Source organism: Amycolatopsis nivea, assembly GCF_004522235.1.
Lineage (GTDB): Bacteria > Actinomycetota > Actinomycetes > Mycobacteriales > Pseudonocardiaceae > Amycolatopsis > Amycolatopsis nivea.
The window spans coordinates 125,779-143,303 of sequence record NZ_SDLT01000026.1 but is presented as its reverse complement, the minus strand read 5'-3'; the positions used below and the strand labels follow the sequence as shown (position 1 = coordinate 143,303).

General features: G+C 70.4%; 15 protein-coding genes. 8 read left to right on the top strand and 7 right to left on the bottom strand.

The genetic code is table 11. The annotated features are described in order from the left end of the window. Positions 1–93: 93 nt before the first annotated feature. On the bottom strand, positions 94–885 hold the full coding sequence (locus tag EIZ44_RS27770; RefSeq protein WP_063697846.1) for an IclR family transcriptional regulator: 792 nt from the start codon (positions 883–885) through the stop codon (positions 94–96). 183 nt (positions 886–1,068) lie between these two features. On the opposite strand from EIZ44_RS27770, the gene EIZ44_RS27765 reads away from it, so the two are divergent. The 8 genes from EIZ44_RS27765 to EIZ44_RS27730 all read left to right on the top strand — a co-directional run bounded on the left by EIZ44_RS27765 (position 1,069) and on the right by EIZ44_RS27730 (position 10,595). Next, positions 1,069–2,550: an aldehyde dehydrogenase family protein gene (locus EIZ44_RS27765; protein ID WP_134732141.1), complete on the top strand. Its 1,482-nt coding sequence runs from the start codon at positions 1,069–1,071 to the stop codon at positions 2,548–2,550. 23 nt (positions 2,551–2,573) lie between these two features. Beyond that, positions 2,574–4,685 (top strand): hydantoinase/oxoprolinase family protein, encoded by a 2,112-nt coding sequence (locus EIZ44_RS27760; RefSeq protein ID WP_134732139.1) that lies wholly within the window; start codon positions 2,574–2,576, stop codon positions 4,683–4,685. Then, a complete protein-coding gene (locus EIZ44_RS27755; protein ID WP_134732137.1) occupies positions 4,685–6,658 on the top strand; it encodes a hydantoinase B/oxoprolinase family protein in 1,974 nt (657 codons plus the stop codon). Before EIZ44_RS27760 ends, EIZ44_RS27755 begins: the two co-directional genes overlap by 1 nt. Next, on the top strand, positions 6,655–6,939 hold the full coding sequence (locus tag EIZ44_RS45690) for an acetone carboxylase subunit gamma (protein WP_134662835.1): 285 nt from the start codon (positions 6,655–6,657) through the stop codon (positions 6,937–6,939). The genes EIZ44_RS27755 and EIZ44_RS45690 overlap by 4 nt, the downstream gene beginning before the upstream one ends. Further along, a complete protein-coding gene (locus EIZ44_RS27745; protein ID WP_037806310.1) occupies positions 6,936–7,697 on the top strand; it encodes an SDR family NAD(P)-dependent oxidoreductase in 762 nt (253 codons plus the stop codon). Before EIZ44_RS45690 ends, EIZ44_RS27745 begins: the two co-directional genes overlap by 4 nt. After that, on the top strand, positions 7,694–8,377 hold the full coding sequence (locus EIZ44_RS27740; protein WP_037806312.1) for a class II aldolase/adducin family protein: 684 nt from the start codon (positions 7,694–7,696) through the stop codon (positions 8,375–8,377). The genes EIZ44_RS27745 and EIZ44_RS27740 overlap by 4 nt, the downstream gene beginning before the upstream one ends. Before the next feature lie 164 nt (positions 8,378–8,541). After that, positions 8,542–9,222 carry a response regulator transcription factor gene (locus EIZ44_RS27735; RefSeq protein WP_043838595.1) on the top strand — a complete coding sequence of 227 codons (681 nt, stop codon included), beginning with the start codon at positions 8,542–8,544 and terminating at the stop codon, positions 9,220–9,222. 11 nt (positions 9,223–9,233) lie between these two features. Further along, positions 9,234–10,595, top strand: a complete 1,362-nt coding sequence (locus EIZ44_RS27730) for a sensor histidine kinase (RefSeq protein WP_205673328.1) — start codon at positions 9,234–9,236, stop codon at positions 10,593–10,595. A 129-nt stretch (positions 10,596–10,724) separates the two neighbouring features. On the opposite strand, the gene EIZ44_RS27725 is transcribed toward EIZ44_RS27730, so the two are convergent. The 6 genes from EIZ44_RS27725 to EIZ44_RS27700 form a co-directional block, all read right to left on the bottom strand. Further along, positions 10,725–11,243: a MarR family winged helix-turn-helix transcriptional regulator gene (locus tag EIZ44_RS27725; RefSeq protein WP_240691432.1), complete on the bottom strand. Its 519-nt coding sequence runs from the start codon at positions 11,241–11,243 to the stop codon at positions 10,725–10,727. Positions 11,244–11,265: 22 nt separating this feature from the next. Further along, on the bottom strand, positions 11,266–12,546 hold the full coding sequence (locus EIZ44_RS27720) for an MFS transporter (RefSeq protein ID WP_205669897.1): 1,281 nt from the start codon (positions 12,544–12,546) through the stop codon (positions 11,266–11,268). Positions 12,547–13,178: 632 nt separating this feature from the next. After that, on the bottom strand, positions 13,179–13,913 hold the full coding sequence (pepE, locus tag EIZ44_RS27715) for a dipeptidase PepE (RefSeq protein ID WP_134732133.1): 735 nt from the start codon (positions 13,911–13,913) through the stop codon (positions 13,179–13,181). A 29-nt stretch (positions 13,914–13,942) separates the two neighbouring features. After that, positions 13,943–15,232 (bottom strand): M20/M25/M40 family metallo-hydrolase, encoded by a 1,290-nt coding sequence (locus EIZ44_RS27710; RefSeq protein WP_134732131.1) that lies wholly within the window; start codon positions 15,230–15,232, stop codon positions 13,943–13,945. Then, positions 15,229–16,569: a cytosine permease gene (locus tag EIZ44_RS27705; RefSeq protein ID WP_134662841.1), complete on the bottom strand. Its 1,341-nt coding sequence runs from the start codon at positions 16,567–16,569 to the stop codon at positions 15,229–15,231. Before EIZ44_RS27705 ends, EIZ44_RS27710 begins: the two co-directional genes overlap by 4 nt. Further along, the gene (locus EIZ44_RS27700; protein ID WP_134662842.1) at positions 16,566–17,516 is read right to left on the bottom strand and encodes a DUF1177 domain-containing protein; all 951 of its coding nucleotides are present in this window, start codon (positions 17,514–17,516) and stop codon (positions 16,566–16,568) included. The genes EIZ44_RS27705 and EIZ44_RS27700 overlap by 4 nt, the downstream gene beginning before the upstream one ends. Between the last annotated feature and the right edge of the window lie 9 nt (positions 17,517–17,525).

Sequence of the window (17,525 nt, the reverse complement as noted above, 5' to 3'; positions counted from 1 at the left end):
ACACCGCACCAAAACCAGGTTTCACAACACCCTCTCAGGGTTCCCCTCACGTACCTTGGCCGGTCAGCGGGTCGGATCGGCGCGCCTTAGGTGTCAGACCAGCTTCTCCGCCAGCCGTCGGCACCCCTCCACCAACGCGACCGCGTGCTCGTCTCGCTGTGCCTTCGTCATCCGCCCGGTCGGCGCCGCGACGCTCAATCCGCCCAGCAGCGGACCGTCCGGACGGGCCACCGCGCAGCCGATCGAGCTGACACCGTCCTCGCTCTCGCCGGCGTTGAGCGCGTAACCGCGCCGCCGGATCCGCTCGATCTCGGCCAGCAGCGCGCTGCGGCTCGTCATGGTCTTCGTGGTGACCTGGCCCAGGACGTCGTCCGGGTAGCGCTGGGCGATCTGGTCGTCGGGCAGGTGCGCGAGCATCGCTTTCCCGAGGCTGGTCGCGTGCGCCGGGAGCGTGCGGCCGACGCGGCCGGACACCCGCAGCGCCCGGTCGCTCTCGATCACGTCGAGGAAGCGGACCTGATTGCCCTCCAGGGAACCGAGGTGCACGGTCTCGCCGGTGGTTTCGGACAGCCACTGCAGCACCGGCCGCGCGACCGCCCGCAGGTCCATCTGGTTCACCACGGACAGCCCGATTTCGACCAGGGCCGGCCCGGCGCGGTAGACGCGGCTGGCCGGGTCCTGGTCGACGAACCCGTGGTGGACGAGCATCGCCATCAGCCGGTGCGCGGTCGACTGCCCGACCCCCAGCGCGTCCCTCGCGTCGGACAGCCGCAGCTCCCGCGTGGCGCTGAACATCCGCAGCAGCCGCAGCGCGCGGTCCACGGATTCGATCGGGTACTGGGGCGCGGGCCGCGCGGGACCGGCTTCGGCAGCGGATGTCTGCATAGCAGACATGGTATCTGGACCAGGGAGTTTGCGGGTGCTTCCGGGGAGAAAACTTGGCACTATTTCTGGATAGCAGAATCAGAGTCCGCAGGCTAGACTTCGGGCCGGGTCGCGGGGTTAGCATGAGCCGACGGCACGCGGGGCTCCAGGTCCCCGCGGGACTCAGGAAGCGCAGGAGCGACGATGCTCGAAGCACATTCCGGCCCGGAAATCCCGACCCGGGTCGCCGAACTTCTCGACCGCGAGTGGCGCCTGCTCATCGACGGCAAACTCGTCCCGGCGCGGTCCGGCGCCACCTTCTCCCGGGTGTCCCCTTACACGGGCACGGTGATCGCCGAGGTCCCCGACGCGGGGCCCGACGACGTCGACGAAGCGGTGCGCGCGGCGGCCGACGCGAGGGCGGTCTGGCGGGACACCCTGCCGGTCGAGCGGGCGAAGCTGGTCGCGGAACTGGCCGACGCGATCGAACGCCACGGCGAGGAATTGGCCCTGCTCGACACCGTGGACGCCGGTTCGCCGATCTCGAACTCGCGCGTCGACGTCGGCGTGACGGTGGCGCAGCTGCGCATGTTCGCCGGGCAGGCGCTGGAGCTGAAGGGCACGACGGTGCCCGCCAGCACGGCACTGCACGTAACCACGCGCGAACCGGTCGGCGTGGTCGCGCGGATCGTGCCCTACAACCATCCGCTGATGTTCGCGGGCAAGATCGCCGCGCCGCTGGTCGCGGGCAATCCGACGATCCTCAAGCCGCCGGAGGCCGCGCCGCTGTCCGCGCTGCGGCTGGCCGAGCTGGCGAAGGACATCTTCCCGCCCGGCGTGCTCTCGGTGCTCGTCGGCGACGGGCCGGCGGTACCGGACGCGCTGGTGCGGCACCGGCACGTGCGGCGGATCGGGTTCATCGGGTCCGAACCGACCGGACGCGCCATCCAGCGCGCGGCGGCGGAGAGCGGCGTCAAGGACGTCAGTCTCGAACTCGGCGGCAAGAACGCCATGGTGGTGTTCCCCGACGCGGACCTCGAAGCGGCGGCCGCCGGAGCCGTGTTCGGCATGAACTTCACCTGGTCCGGGCAGTCCTGCGGGTCGAACTCGCGGCTGCTGGTCCACCAGGACGTCCACGACGCGCTCGTCGCCCGCGTGGTCGAGCTGATCGAAGCGCGCCGCATCGGCGATCCGTTCGACGAGCGCACCGAACAGGGCACGATGATCAACCGGGCGCAGTACGAGAAGTCGTTGTCCTACATCGACATCGCGGTGTCCGAAGGCGCGAAGGTCGCCACCGGCGGCGGTCGCCCGGCAGGCGTCGACCAGGGCTTGTTCGTCGCTCCGACGGTGTTCACCGGAGTGCGCCCGGACATGCGGATCGCCCGCGAGGAGGTGTTCGGGCCGCTGCTGTCGGTCATCCCGTTCGCCGACGAGGCCGAAGCGGTCCGCATCGCCAACAGCGTCGACTACGGGCTGACCGCGAGCGTCTGGACCTCCGACGTCACCCGGGCGCACCGCGTCGCCCGCGCGTTCGAGGCCGGGTTCGTCTGGATCAACGGCTCGTCCCGGCACTTCCCCAACGTGCCGTTCGGCGGCGTCAAGGGATCCGGCGTCGGCCGCGAGGAAAGCCTCGAAGAACTCCTCAGCTACACCGAAACCAAGTCCATCAACGTCATGTTCTGACCATCGAAGGCAAAGGGGCCCTCATGGCGTACGTCATCGGCATCGACACCGGCGGAACGTTCACCGACGCCTTCGTCGCCGACCAGCACAACCGGCTCGCCGCCGCCAAAACCCCGTCCACTCCCCCGGATTTCGCGACCGGCTTCCTCACCGCGATCGACGAGCTCGCCGCGGAACTCGGCATCCCGGTCCGCGAACTGCTCGCCAACACCGATTACGTCGTGCACGGCACCACTTCCACGCTGAACGCACTCGTGACCGGGGACGTCGCGCAGGTCGGCTTCCTCACCACCCGCGGGCACGCGGACTCGATCAGCATCATGAACCTCGAAGGCCGCTACGCCGGTCTCGGCAGCGACGACATCCAGCACATGGCCCGCACCGCGAAGCCCGCGTCCCTGGTGCCCCGGCACCGGATCCGCGAGATCGACGAGCGCGTGGACTACCAGGGCCGCGTCGTCGTCCCGCTCGACGAGGACGGCGTCCGGACCGCGGTCCGCGAACTGCTCGCCGACGGCGCCGAGGCGATCGCGGTGTCGTTTCTCTGGTCGTTCCGCAATTCCGCGCACGAGCAGCGGGTGCGCGAGATCGTGCAGGAGGAAGCGCCCGAGGTGTACGTGGCACTGTCCAGCGAGGTCAGCCCGCGCATCCGGGAGTACCCGCGCAACGTCACCACGATCATGAACACGCAGGTCGGCCCTCGGCTGGGCAGCTACCTGCGGCCGCTCGAAGCCGAACTGCGGGAGCGCGGGCTCACCGGCGCGCTGCTGGTGATGCAGGGCTCCGGCGGCTGCGTCACCGCCGCGGACGCGCCGGCGCACGCGATCACCACCATCGGTTCGGTGCTCACCGGCGGGGTCGTCGGCTGCACCCGGATGGCCGCGTCGCTCGGCCACGACAAGGTGATCTCGACCGACATGGGCGGCACGACGTTCCTGGTCGGGCTGGTCGTCGACGGCAAACCCGTGACCACCACGAGCACGATCCTCAACCAGTACACGATCAGCACGCCGATGGTCGACGTGCACACCATCGGAGCCGGCGGCGGCGCGATCGCCTGGGTCGATCCGGGCGGGAACCTCCGCGTCGGGCCGCGCAGCGCGGGCGCCCGTCCCGGACCGGCCTGTTACGGCGAGGGCGGCTGGGAGCCGACGGTCACCGACGCCGACCTCGTCCTCGGCATCATCAACCCGGACAACTTCCTGGGCGGGCGCAAGAAACTGGACGTCCAGCTGTCCCGGGACGCCATCGACAAGGTGGTCGCGACCCCGCTCGGCATGTCCGTCGAGGACGCGGCCGCGGCGATCTACGCGATCCAGAACGCCCAGACCGCCGACCTCGTCCGCAAGGTCGTGGTCAACTCCGGCCAGGACCCGCGCGACTTCACCCTCTACGCGTTCGGCGGCGCGGGCCCGATGCACTGCGCGAGCTACTCGTCCGACCTCGGCGTCAAGGAGGTCGTGGTCCCGCTCGGCTCCACCGCGGCGGTCTTCTCCGCCTACGGCCTCGCCGCCTCGGACATCGTGCTGACCGCCGAACAGTCGCAGCCGGTCGCGATGCCGGTGCCGGCCGAGACCGCGAACGAGGTGTTCACCGGCCTGGAACGGGAACTGGAACGCCGGTTGGCCGAACAGGGCCTCACCTTCTCCGCGATCAGCTACGAACGCGAAGCCGACATCCGCTACACGATGCAGCTCGCGGAGGTCGCGACCCCGGTACCCGGCGGCGAGCTGACCGACGAGTCGGTGGAGCAGCTCGGCCGCGACTTCGAAGCGAGCTACGAAGCGTTGTACGGCAAGGGATCCGGCTTCCCCGACGCAGGCCTGCAGCTGATCACCTACCGCGTCCGCGCGACCGGGATCCTGCAGATCCAGCCGGAACTGCCCGAACACGGCACCCTGCCCGGCAAGCCCGCCACGAGCGGCGAGCGGGAGGTCCTGCTCGACGTCCGCACCGGACGCCAGCCCGCCGCGATCTACGACTACCGCGCACTCGGCGCCGGCCACGAGATCGAAGGCCCCGCCGTCGTCGAAGCGCCGACCACGACCGTCGCCCTGCCACCGGGCACTCAGGCCACTGTGGACCGTCTCGGCAACCTCGTGATCCGTTTCCCCGAACGGAAGGAACCCTCCTGATGGCTGTCATCCCCGTCGCCGGATCCGAGCGATTCGTCCAGTCCGGCGCTCCCCTCGACCCGGAAGCCCGGTTCGGCGACCTGAAACTGCACCGCGTCGACTCCACCGACGTCGACGCCCTCACTTACGAGGTCGTCCGGCACCGCTTGGTCGCCATCACCGACGACATGGGCGACGCGATCAAGCGCATGTCCGGCTCGGTCGTCGTGACCGACTGCAACGACTTCGGCGCGGGCATCATGGACGAGACCGGCGAAACCGTGCAGGTCGGGCTGTACAACATGCAGCTCGGGTCCGCTTTGGACATGGCGGTGCGCTGGACGCTCGAGCATCGCGCCGAGAACCCGGGAATCGCGCCGGGCGACCAGTTCCTCCTGAACGACCCGTGGATCGGCGGCGGACTGCACCAGAACGACGTCACCGTCCTCGCCCCGCTGTTCTACGACGGTCAGCTCTTCTGCTGGACCGGCGCGGTCGCGCACCAGGTCGACCTCGGCGGCGTGTCGCCGGGCAGCTGGTCGGTCGAGGGACACGACGTGTTCTGGGAGGCGCTGCCGATCCCGCCGGTGAAGATCGTCGAAGGCGGCACGCTGCGCTCGGACATGGAGGACATGTACCTGCGGCGGTCCCGCGTGCCGCGGCTGGTCGGGCTGGACCTGCGGGCGAAGATCGGCGCGAACAACGTCGCGCAGGACCGGCTCACCGCGCTCATCGACAAGTACGGCCCGGACACCGTCAAGGCCGTGATGAAGAAGATGATGGGCGACGCGGAAGCCCAGCTGCGCACGAAATTGCGGGCGCTGCCGGACGGAACGTGGTCGGCGGTCGCGCACCAGGACGGCGCGCGGGCGGGCGACCGGGACATCCACAAGATCGTCGTCGCGATGTCCAAACAGGACGACACCCTGACCTTCGATTTCACCGGCACCGACCCGCAGGTCGACGGGATCATCAACTGCACACTCGCCGGGCTGCGCGGCGGCATCCTGCCGATCCTGCTGACCATGCTGTGCCCGGACATCTCCTGGTCGCCGGGCGGGATCTACCGGTGCGTCGAGATCGTCAGCGAACCCGGGACGATCAACAACTGCACCTTCCCGGCCGGCATCGGGAAGGCGTCGGTCAACTCGGCCTGGTCCACGCAGAACGCGGTCTCCGAAACCGTCGCGCAGATGCTGAGCACGCACGCCGAACTCAGCCGGTCGGCGATGAGCGTCTGCTGCGGCACCTGGGATCTCACCCTGCTGGCCGGCGTCGACCAGCGCGGCGGCGGTTTCGCCACGATGCTGTGCGACGCGATGTCCGGCGGCCTCGGCGCGAAGGTGGACGGCGACGGCGTCGACACCGGCGGCGAGAACTGCATTCCGATGGGCCGCATCGCCGACATCGAGATCAACGAGTTCAGCTTCCCGATGCTCTACCTGTGGCGGCGCGAGGAGGTCGATTCCGGCGGACCGGGCCGGTGGCGCGGCGGCGTCGGAGCATCGAGTTGCTTCATCCCCTACGACTCCCCCACCCGCAGCGTTCATCTCGTCGTCTCCGCCAACGGCAAGGCGGTCCCGCAGGCTCCCGGCATTTCCGGCGGCTATCCCGCGGCCACGCAATGGGACGTCCTCGTCCGCGACACCACCGTCCGCGACCAGCTCGCGAACGGCCGGATCCCGCAGACGATCGACGACCTGCGCGGCCGCGCGGACACCCTCCTGCCGCACCTGGAAACCGACCTCGCCGAAGCGGACGTCTACTTCACCCATTGGCAAGGCGGCGGCGGAATCGGCGACCCGCTGCACCGCGAACCCGAACGCGTCGCCGCCGACGTCCGCGACGGCAAGGTGTCCGCGATCGCCGCTCTCGACGTCTACGGCGTCGTGCTGGACAACGGCGCGCCTGACCTCGCGGCTACCGCGGCGCACCGCGACCGGCTGCGGTACGAGCGCGCCGGGCTCACGCCGCCGGAAGGAGCGCACCAGTGAACCTCGACCTGAACCTCCGCGTGGACGACGCGACCGGCGCGGTCGTCTGCCGCCACTGCTCGGCCCGGATCGGCGACACCACCGCCGAACCGATGGCGCACGCGCTGCGCCACGAACGGCCCTCGACCGACGCCGGACCGGGCGTCCACGCCGATCCCGCCGCGTTCGTCGACCGGGAAGTCCTGCTGCGCCAAGCGTTCTGCCCCGGCTGCCTGACGCTGCTGTCCACCGAGATCGTCCCGGACGGCGAACCCTCCTACCGAAGCTGGAGCCTGACATGACCCTCAACGGACTCGCCGGAAAGGTCGTCGTCGTGACCGGCGCGGCCCAAGGCATCGGCGCGGCTTACGCCCGCCGGCTGGTCTCCGAAGGCGCGACCGTGGTGCTCGCCGACCTCAACCTCGAGGGTGTCCAAGCCACCGCCGCTTCCTTCGACGGTCCCGGCAAAGCCAGCGCGTACGCCCTCGACGTCTCCAGCCGCGCCAGCTGCACCGAGTTCGCGGCGCAGCTCACCGAAGCGCACGGGCGGGTCGACGGCCTGATCAACAACGCCGCGATCTTCTCCACCATCAAGATGAAGCCGTTCTGGGAGATCACCGACGAGGAATGGGACCGTCTGATGGCGGTCAACCTGCGCGGCCCGTGGCTGCTCGTGTCGGCGCTGCTCCCGCTGCTCCAGGCTTCGCCGTCGGCAAGCGTCGTCAACATCGGCTCCGACGCGGTGCAACTCGGCCGCCCCGGGTACCTGCATTACGTCGCCAGCAAGGGCGGCGTGCACGGCATGACCTTCTCGATGGCACGGGAACTCGGCGAGTTCGGCATCCGGGTCAACACCCTGTCGCCGGGCCCGGTCTACACCGAAGTCGCGCGGGAAACCGTGACGCCCGAACAACGCGAGGCCATGCTGCGCGCCCAATCGCTGCACCGCCCCGCCGGGGCCGACGACATGACCGGGCTGGCCGCGTTCCTGCTCAGCGACGACGCGGGCTACCTGACCGGCCAGACCCTCAGCGTCAACGGCGGGCTGGTGCACCGATGAGCACGCAACAGGAACTCGTCGCGCTGTCGTCCCGGATCCTGGCCGCCGCCGGACAGGGCGACCTCATCTGGGGCCACGTCTCGTGCCGTGACGACGACGGCCGCGGCGTGTGGATCAAGTCGGCGGAATGGGGCATGGAGGAGGTGACGCCAGAGCGGGTGCAGCTCGTCAACGCCGACGGCGAGGTCGTCTCCGGCACCGGGCCGCGGCACAGCGAATACCCGATCCACACCGAGGTCATCGCCGCGCGACCGGACGTCAACGCGGTCGTGCACACGCACGCCCCGCACGCCGTCGCCCTCGCTGCGACGGGACAGGAGCTGCGGCCGGTGAGCCATGCCGCGAACCTGTTCGTGCCGCCCGAAGTACCGCGCTACACCGAGACCGCGGATCTGATCCTGACACCGGAATTGGGCAAGTCCCTGGCCGCGGAACTCGGCGATGCCCGGGCGGTGTTCCTGGTGAACCACGGGATTGTCGCGGTCGGCGATTCGGTGGAAAGCGCGACCGTCGCCGCGGTGGTGCTGGAGCGGGCTTGTGAGCAGCAGTTGCTGACGCAGTCCTTCGGCGGATGGCCTAGCTGGTCGTCGCCGGAGGAGTCGCATGCGAAGCGGGAGCACATCTATCACCCGCGTGCGGTGCAGGCGGTGTGGGATTACTTGGTGCGGCAGCTGCCGTGAGGTCGTGAGTGGCGACGCCGGTTCTAAGCGGCATCGCCACTCACGACACCTCCACCGAAAACCCCACTGTCCGCCCAGATTCGCGCAGGAATCCGCACCCCGCCTGCCCTTGCCGCGGTAGGGAACAATTTCTAGGGCAGGTTCCGCGGCGGAGGGGCGGCTCGATGACGGTCCGAGTCTTGCTGGTCGAGGACGACGCCCTGATCAGCGAAGCGCTTTCACTCGCTCTCGCGGACCAGGGCTGCACGGTGACCCAAGCCGCGTGCGGCGAGGACGCGTTGGCGATGCTGGAATCGGTGCGCGTGGACGTCGTCCTGCTCGACCTGATGCTGCCGGGCATGGACGGGCTCGCCGTCTGCAAGGAACTGCGCGTGCGCGGGGATCTGCCGGTCATCGTCATCACCGCCCGGGCCGACAGCCAGGACGTCATCGCCGGGCTGGAAGCCGGTGCGGACGACTACGTGACCAAGCCGCTGGTCGCCGGCGAGCTGGCGGCCCGCATCCGCGCGTTGTTGCGCCGCGCGGCGCCGGTTCGCAGGTGTTGTCTCCAGGTCGGCGATCTGCTGCTGAGCACGCACGACGACACCGTCTCCCGCGAAGGCGTCCCCATTCGCCTTACCCGTACCGAATTCCGCCTGCTGGCCGAATTGGCCGCCGCCGACGGAGAGGTCGTCACGCGGGAGCAGTTGCTGCACCGGATCTGGGGGCGCGACTACTTCGGTGGCACGCGGTTGCTCGACGTCCACATCCGGCGATTGCGGCGCAAGGTCGAGCCGAATCCCGATTGTCCGCGTCTCGTGCTCACTGTCCGGGGAATCGGCTACCGTGCCGAGCCCCGGCCGTGATCCCCGCTTCCGTGTCCCGGCTTTCCTTGCGCTGCCGGGTTTCCGCGGCGTTCGGGCTCGGGCTGCTGGTGGTGGTCAGCGCGTTGTCGGCGGCGACCTGGCACCTCGCCACCGACTACCTGCTCAATCAGCGCCAGCAGAGCGCCGACCGGCATTCCCGGATCAACGCGCGGCTGGTCGAGAACGAGGTCCGCGACCGGACCGGCAGTCTGGGCGAACTGCTGTCCGGCCTCACCTCCGGGCCGAATTCGACGATCCTCGTGGCTCTGCCCGGCGGCTGGCACACCGCCGGACGCCCGGTCGGCCCCGCGGACCTCCCGCCCGGCCTGCTCTCCCGCGCCCGTCCCGGCGCGCCCGCGCACGAACGGTTCACCGCCGACGGGATCCCGGTCCTCGCGGTCGCGCAACAACTCGCCCGGTCGAACGGCTACTACGTCGAACTGCATCCGCTGCTCGGGCTCGAACGGACCTTCCGCAACCTGCGCATGATCCTCGTGGCGGGCACCGTGGCGTGCGGGCTGTTCGGCGTCGCACTCGGCGCGTGGGCGGCCCGGCGCGCGCTCCGTCCGCTCGCCGCGTTCACCGAAACCGCCGCCCGCATCGCCCGCGGCGACCTCCGCGCGCGGCTGCCCGAACAGGCCGGACCCGACCTCGCCCCGCTCGCCGCGACGTTCAACTCCACCGCCGACGCGCTGGAACAACGGGTCCGCCGCGACGCCCGGTTCGCCGCCGACGTCAGCCACGAACTGCGCTCCCCGCTCACCACGATGACGTCCGTCGCGGAAGTCCTCGAGCGCCGCCGCGACGCAATGCCCGCGCCCGCGCAGAAGGCGTTGCAGCTCCTGCTCGCCGAACTGCGGCGGTTCCGCGGCATGGTGCTCGACCTGCTGGAGATCTCGGCCGTCGACCAAGCCGACCACGGCGAGGAACGCGAACTGGTCGACCTCGGCTCGCTCGTCCGCAGCGGCGTCGCGAGCAGCCCGGCCCCGCCCCCGACTCTCGACCTCGCCCCGGAACCGCTGCTCGTAGCCGCGGACCGGCGACGCCTCGACCGGGTGCTGGCGAACCTCCTCGACAACGCGTCCCGTTACGGCGGCGGCGCGGTCCGCGTGGCCGCACACGCGGACAACGGCGTGGTCCGGCTGGAAGTGGACGACGCCGGCGCCGGGGTGCCCGCCGAACTCCGGGAACGCATTTTCGAGCGGTTCTCCCGAGGGGTGCACGCCGGGCGGCGGGATCCCGATTCGGGGACCGGATTGGGATTGGCGATCGTCGCGGACCACGTCTACCGCCACGACGGACGGGTGTGGGCGGAGGAACGGCCGGGCGGCGGGGCGCGGTTCGTCGTCGAACTCCCGCAAGCACCCGGGTGACGCGTCAAGCCAACTCGACCAGCCGCGCGGCAAGCTTCGGGCGCGTCAGACGGCAGTGTCGGGCGCACGACTGAGCGAAGGCCCTGGATTCTTTGCACCGCACCGGGTTGCTTGCCTGCCTGCCCGCGGTCAGTTATCGCGCCGGACCGCACTTTCCAGCAGGGCCAGCGCCCGTTCGATGTCCTTGCGATCCGCTTCGTCCAGGTTGGCGAGGAGCGATTCCTCGCGCTCGAGATGTCCTTCGAGAACCCGGTCGATGAGCTTGCGGCCCGCGGCGGTCAGTTCGGCGTAGCTAACCCTGCGGTCACCCCGGTGGTCGCGGCGGCGGATCAGCCCGTCGCGTTCGAGCGCGTCCAGCCGCCCGGTGAGAGCACCGGACGTGACGAGCGCGGAGGCGGCCAGCTCGGACGGCGTCTTCCGGTAGGGACGGCCGGCCCGGCGGAGGTTGCACAGGATGTCGAACGCGCCCGGGGTCAGGCCGTGCGGGGCCAGGTACTCGCGCAGCCCGCTTGCGGCGAGGTCGGCGATCCGGCGGACCCGGCCGAAAATCGCGATCGGCGAGGCGTCCAGGTCCGGGCGCTGCCGCGCCCAGTCCGCCACCACCTGGTCGACCGGGTCCATCGTCATCGGCTCCTCGTTCCGCGGCATGCGGACGGAGCCTATCCGCGTCCTAACGGGACTGCGCCGCGGGCTGACCGGCCGCGGCGGGTGCTTTCCCGGCCGGAGCGCGGCCGCGGAGCAGCACGACCGCACCGACCAGCGTGAGCAGCTGGGTCGCGGCGAGCAGGGCGTACCCGGCGGCGAACCCGTGGTCGCCGCCCGCCGCGATCGCCACGCCCATCAAGGTGGGAAGCAGCGCGGACACCAGATTGCCGACCCCGTTGATCAAGCCGTAGGCGCTGCCCACCGCACCCGCCGGCGCGTATTGCTGCACCAGGGTCGGGATCGCCGGTCCTTGCAGGCCCCAGAACGCGTTGGCGAGGATCAGCGTCGCCGCCGCGAGCCAGCGCGAATCGGCGAAGGTCACGGCCGTCGCGCACAGCGCGGTGCCGACGCTGCCGATGACCAGCACGAGCGGCGCCCGGCGGGCCGGCATCCGGTCGATGAGCCATCCGCCGAGGAACCCGGACCCGAGGCTGACCACGAACGGCAGCGCCGACAGCGCGCTCATCTGCGCCAGCGAGAAATGCCGTGCCTGCAGCAAATACGACGGGAGCCACGACGTGCTGCCCCACAGATAGCCGAGCGTCGCCACCTCGATCAGCAGGATCCAGCCGAGCTTGGGCGTGCGCAGCGCCCCCGCGAACCGCCGCAACGCCGGTTCGCGGACCGCCGTCCGGCGGCGCGAGGCCCGGACGAACACCGCGACCAGCGGCAGCCCGACCACGAGATTGAGCGCCGCGAGCAGGAGGAACGAGCCGTGCCAGCCGAAGTGCACGAGAGCGAAGGTGATCACCGGGATGCCCAGCGCCGTGCCCAGCGAAACGCCCATCGAGCTGACCGCGTTGGGCTTGCCCCACGCGCCTTCGGCGAAATTGTCCTTGACGTACATGGTTTTCAGCGAGAACAGCGGCCCCTCGCTGGCCCCGAGCAGGAACCGCAGGGTCAGCAGCAGCATCGCGCTCCCGGCGTACGGGGACACGAGAGTGAACAACGCCCAGCACCCCAGGCTGACGAGCAATCCGCGCCGCACCCCGAAAACTGCTTCGTACCAGGGCGTGATCAGCATGGCCGCGATTCCGTAGCCGGCCAGGAACAGCGTCATCAGGGCGCCTTGCGCCGCCCGGTTGCCCGCGATCCCGAAATGCCGCGTGAAGGCCGGATCGGTGATCAGCACGGACACGTTGACCCGGTCGATGTAGGAGATCGCCACGACCGCCAGCAACGCCAGCACGCCCAGCCACGCGGTCATCGGCGCGCCGGGACGCCGGTCTTCGGTCGGCAGAGTCACCGCGGTTCCTTTCCGGGCCGGACCATCGCGAGGCGGCCCGGACCGCGCGGACCCGCCGCGCCGCCAGACCGGCCGCCTCGGCCGGCGGGGTCGCCCGGAAGTATCTTTGTCCTAAGATGCTTGTGTCAAGCTATCTCGCCAGAGTCCTCTCCCCCGGACAAGCGTCGTGACCGTACGTGAAGGGCCCCTTGAGGGGAATGAGATTTTGCGACAGGGACCCAAGGCGGCGCCGTGGATGCGGCTGAGGCGAGCCTGCCCAGGCCGAAGGTCCTGAGTGGCTGCGGTCCGTGAGGGTCGCCTTGAGGGAATCAGATTCCCTCAAGGCGACCCTCACGGACCTGAATAACCCGTCACGGAATCGCAAAACGGGCATTTCGGCGGCTGTTGCGTCTCTTGTGGACGGTCAGCCGGGCCGAATCGCGGCTGACGTCGCCCGGCACGGGACTCGGCGTCCCGCCAAGCGCTTTCGCGAGCGTCCTGCCGCCTCCCCGGCGACCGCCGACCCTGGCCAGCCCTTCGACGCGGGCACACGAGCCCCGGCTACCCCCGCGGTGTCGCCTTAAGTCCCTTGGCATGGGAAATCAGATTCCTTCAAGGGGCCCTTCACGGACAGTTGCCGGGGTGCCGGGCGATCAGCCCCACGCCGGTTCGCGCGCCGGGGCGAGCAGATCGCTCACGTCGCCGGAAAGGTCCTCGCCCGGCAAGCCGCTCCGGAACAACCGCCCGGCCGCGCCGCCGCTCGTGGACACGCCCGCGAGTTCCGCCCAATCCCCGCGCACGCGCAGCCAGGTGCCCTCGCGCAGGCCGAGCACCGGGATGTCGTTGCACTCGTGGAATTCCGCGAGCCGCTTCTCCCGCGTCTCGCCCATGTGCGTGCTGCCCGGGTCGGGGTCGACGTAGTGCGGGTTGAGCTGGAACGGCACCAGGCCCAGCGAAGTCAGGCTCGGCGGTTCCACGATCGGCATGTCGTTCGTGGTGCGCACCGTCGGCCCGGCGATATTGGTTCCCGCGCTGGCACCGAGGTAGGGCATTCCCTCGGACACCCGGTCCCGCAACGGTTCCAGCAACTCGCGCCGGTACAGCTCGGCCAGCAGGCGGAACGTGTTGCCGCCGCCGGTGAACACGGCCTCGGCGGAACGCACCGCGGCGACCGGGTCTTCGGCGGTGTGCAGCCCGCGCACCCGCACCCCGAGCGGTGCCGCGGCGGCGGCGATGCGCTCGGTGTAGCCGTCGTGGTCGGCCAGCGCGAAGGGCACGAACAGCAGCTCGGTGCGCCCGTCCAGCACCTCGGCCACCGCGTCCAGCGCGTGTTCCAGCGGCTGGTGGCCGTGGTTGGTCGAATTGGACAGCAACAGCAAGTCAGTCACGCGATTCTCCTTGGTTCGCCCGCCATTGTTCAGCAAGTCCGCAGCAGCCGGTCGAGGACCCGGACGGAGAACCGCAGAGACTCCAGCGGGACGCGTTCGTCCACGCCGTGGAACAGCCGGTTGTAGGGCAGTTCCGGCGGGACGCGCAGCGCCTTGAACCCGAAGCCGCGGATGCCGAGGCCGGACAGCGCCTTGTTGTCGGTGCCGCCCGCGTTGCAGTACGGCGTGGGGTGGCCGTCTGGGTCCTCCGCGGTGATCGCGGCGCACATGGCGTCCACCAGAGGGCCGTCGAAACTGCTTTCCATGGCGATGTCGCGGTGGATGAACTCGCGGCGCACCGAAGGCAGCAGCAGCTCGTCGATGGTGTCCAGCAGTTCCTTCTCGTACCCGGGCAGGAACCGGCCGTCGACCGCGGCGGTGGCCCGGCCGGGGATGACGTTCACCTGGTACCCGCCGGAGATCATGGTCGGGTTCGCCGAATTGCGCAGGATCACGTTCACCAGGTCGGCCACCGGGCCCATCCGCGCCAGGCTTCCGTCCACATCGGACGGATCGAACGGGACGCCGAGCAGTTCGCCGGCGCGTTCCAGCAGCGCCCGCACCGGTTCGATCAGCCGGACCGGGAACCGGTGCCGCCCGATCCGGGCGAGCGATTCGGCGAGATCGGTGACCGCGTTCTCGTCGTTCGGCGAGGAGCCGTGCCCGGCCCGGCCGGTGGCGGTCAGCCGCAGCCACGCCTGCCCGCGCTGCGCGCACTCGATCGGATACAGCCTGCTGCCGTTGCCGAGGTCGAACGACACCCCGCCGCCCTCGGTGATCGCCTCGCCCACGCCGTCGAACAGGTCCGGGCGGTGCTCGGCCAGCCAGTGCGAACCGAACTTGCCGCCGCCCTCCTCGTCGGCGAGGAAGCCGAACACGATGTCCCGCGCCGGTTTCTCGCCGGTGCGGCCGAACTGCCGCGCCAGCGCGAGGATCGCCGCGTCGAAGTCCTTCATGTCGATCGCGCCGCGGCCCCACAGCATGCCGTCGGCGATCTCGCCGGAGAACGGCGGGACGCTCCACTCGTCGGCGTCGGCGGGCACCACGTCCAAGTGCCCGTGCAGAAGCAGCGCGGGACGCGACGAGTCCACACCGGACACTCGGGCGAACACACTGGCCCGCCCGGGCGCGCTTTCCACCAGCGTCGGTTCCAGCCCGGCGTCGGTGAGCTTCTCCGCGACGTACTCGGCGGCGGGCCGCTCGGTCGTGCCCGGGTTGGACGTGTCGATCCGGATCAGGTCCCGGCAGAGGTCTGCCACCTCGTCCTGTGCGCTGGTCACCGCGCCACCTCCTCCAGTTCCGCCGAGCCCACCGGGCGGATCAGCCCGGCGCGGCCCAGCACCGTGTACAGGATCGCGGCGGTGAGCAGCGAGTTGAGCGCGGGGATGCCCCAGTGCACGAACTCGCCGACGCAGAACGCCGCCGCCCACACCGCGAGCGTGGCGGGCACCCACACCGGCATCGACGCCGGGACCCGGCCGGCGGCCCTGGTCTCCCGCAGCGGCGTGGAGAGGCCGCGCACCAGGAAGTACTCGGCCACGATGATGCCGCCCACCGGCGGGATCGCGACGCCCAGCACGGACAGGAACGCGGTGAAGTGCTGGAGGAACCCGATCGCGGACAGCACCGTGCCGGCGATGCCGATCACCAGGGTGACGACACCGCGGTGCAGCGGGCGGCCGAACACGGTCCGCACGAAGTTCACCACGCCCAGCGAAGAGCCGTAGAGGTTCCAGTCGTTGATCTTCGCGGTCGCCAGGACCACCACGATCAGCCCGACGAAGCCCGAAGTGGACAGCACGATGTGCGTGACGTCGGAACTGCCGACCAGGTGCCCGAGCAGCACGCCGGTCATGCCGACGATGTACTCGGACAAGACCATCGACGCGGAGCTCTGCAGCAGGACGTGCCAGCCCTTGCGGTTGAACCGGGTCATGTCCGGGGCGACCACGGCGCCGGTCATGTAGCCGCCCGCGATGATCGTCGCCGCGGCCGGGATGGAGATCGCCGTCGCGGTCGGCGCGGCCGACATCAGCGCGCCCACCGAGTGGTCGGACAGGGTCGAGATGACGCTCCACGCGACGAGGCCGAAGAACAGCGGCACCGCGATCTTCGCCAGCCACATCATGTACTTGAAGCCGTAGATCACCAGCAGCGTCAAGACGACGCCGGACACCGCGCACCACAGCCACGGCGGACCGCCGACGAGCGCGTGCATGCTCTTGCCGAAGATGCCGTTCTGCACGCCGAACCAGCCCACCAAGCTGATCGCGATCACCAGGCTCACCAGCGCGGACCCGTTGCGGCCGAAGCCGGTGAAGCGGGTCAGCATGGTCATGGTGAGCCCCTCGCGCTGCCCGGCGAGGCCGATCAGGAAGATCACCACCTCCAGGATCACCGCGCCGAGGGTGAACGCCCAGAACGCGTCGGAGAAGCGCATCCCCACGCCGAGCGTCGCGCCGAGCACGAACTGCGACAGCGAGCCGGACTGCGCGAGCCACTGCAGCAGCATCGAACCGAAGCCGTAGCGGGCGTCTTCGGGGACGCGGCGCAGCGAGTAGTCGTCGTTGCCGATCCGCTTCTTGGCGTGTTTCGCGGTTTTCGTCGCGGTGCTCATCCGGCCACCTCCGTGCCCAGCGTCTGCAGGTGCGCCATCGAGCCGTAGCGGGCTTGCAGATTGGCGAACTCTGCCTCGTCGTGGAAATGCAGCGCGCCCGCGCCGAACTGCTTGGCGACCTCGACCGCGTAGCGCGCGGCGGCCGCGATGTCCGTCTCGTGGCTGGCGCCGGTCGCGCAGCCCGCCACCGTCGCCGCCGACGTGATCGCCAGCCCGACGACCGGCGCGTCCGTGGCCGTCGCCGGCTGCAGGATCGAGTTCAGGTGATAGACGCCGTTGCCGTACGGGGTGATGTCCTGCGTGGTGATCGGGTAGGTCACCAGCGGCGCACCGGTCACCGCCTCCAGCAGTTCGCCCAAGCCCTCCGAGACCCGCAGGATGTAGCCGCTGCGCACGGTCGGGGAAAGGGCGAGCCCGCGGTGGTTGATCACCCGGTTGCCCTTGGTGGTGTCGATCGACAGCACGGCGGCCATCTCGTCGGAGAGCTCGTAGCTGTTCATCGTGGCGATGTCGACCGGCGAGTTCATGAACGGCACCGGATCGTGCGGCAGGGTCGGCGCGTCCGGGCAGACGTGCGTCCCGATCAGCACGTCGCCGGCCAGCACGTCCCCGCGAGCCCGCATGGACAGCAGCTTGGCCGCGGCGGCGAGCGCGGCGGCCGCACCGTCCCCGTCGGACACGAACCCGGTCACTTCCGGCCGGGCGCCGACCCCGCCGAGCCGCCCGACGACACCGAGCGTGGGCGCGTCGCCACCCGCGGTGCGGCCCCGGCTGCCGGACACGCGCACCCGGACGAAGTCGGTCTTCCCGGCCGGACCGGGCACCGTCGTGATCTCCGCGCCGCTGCCGTCCGCGCCGGCGACGGCGTCGAGGTAGGCGACGACCTCTTTCCCGGTCACCGCCGGGTCGTCGAGGATTTCGAGCAGTTCCAGGACGTGTTTGAGCATGTGGTTCCT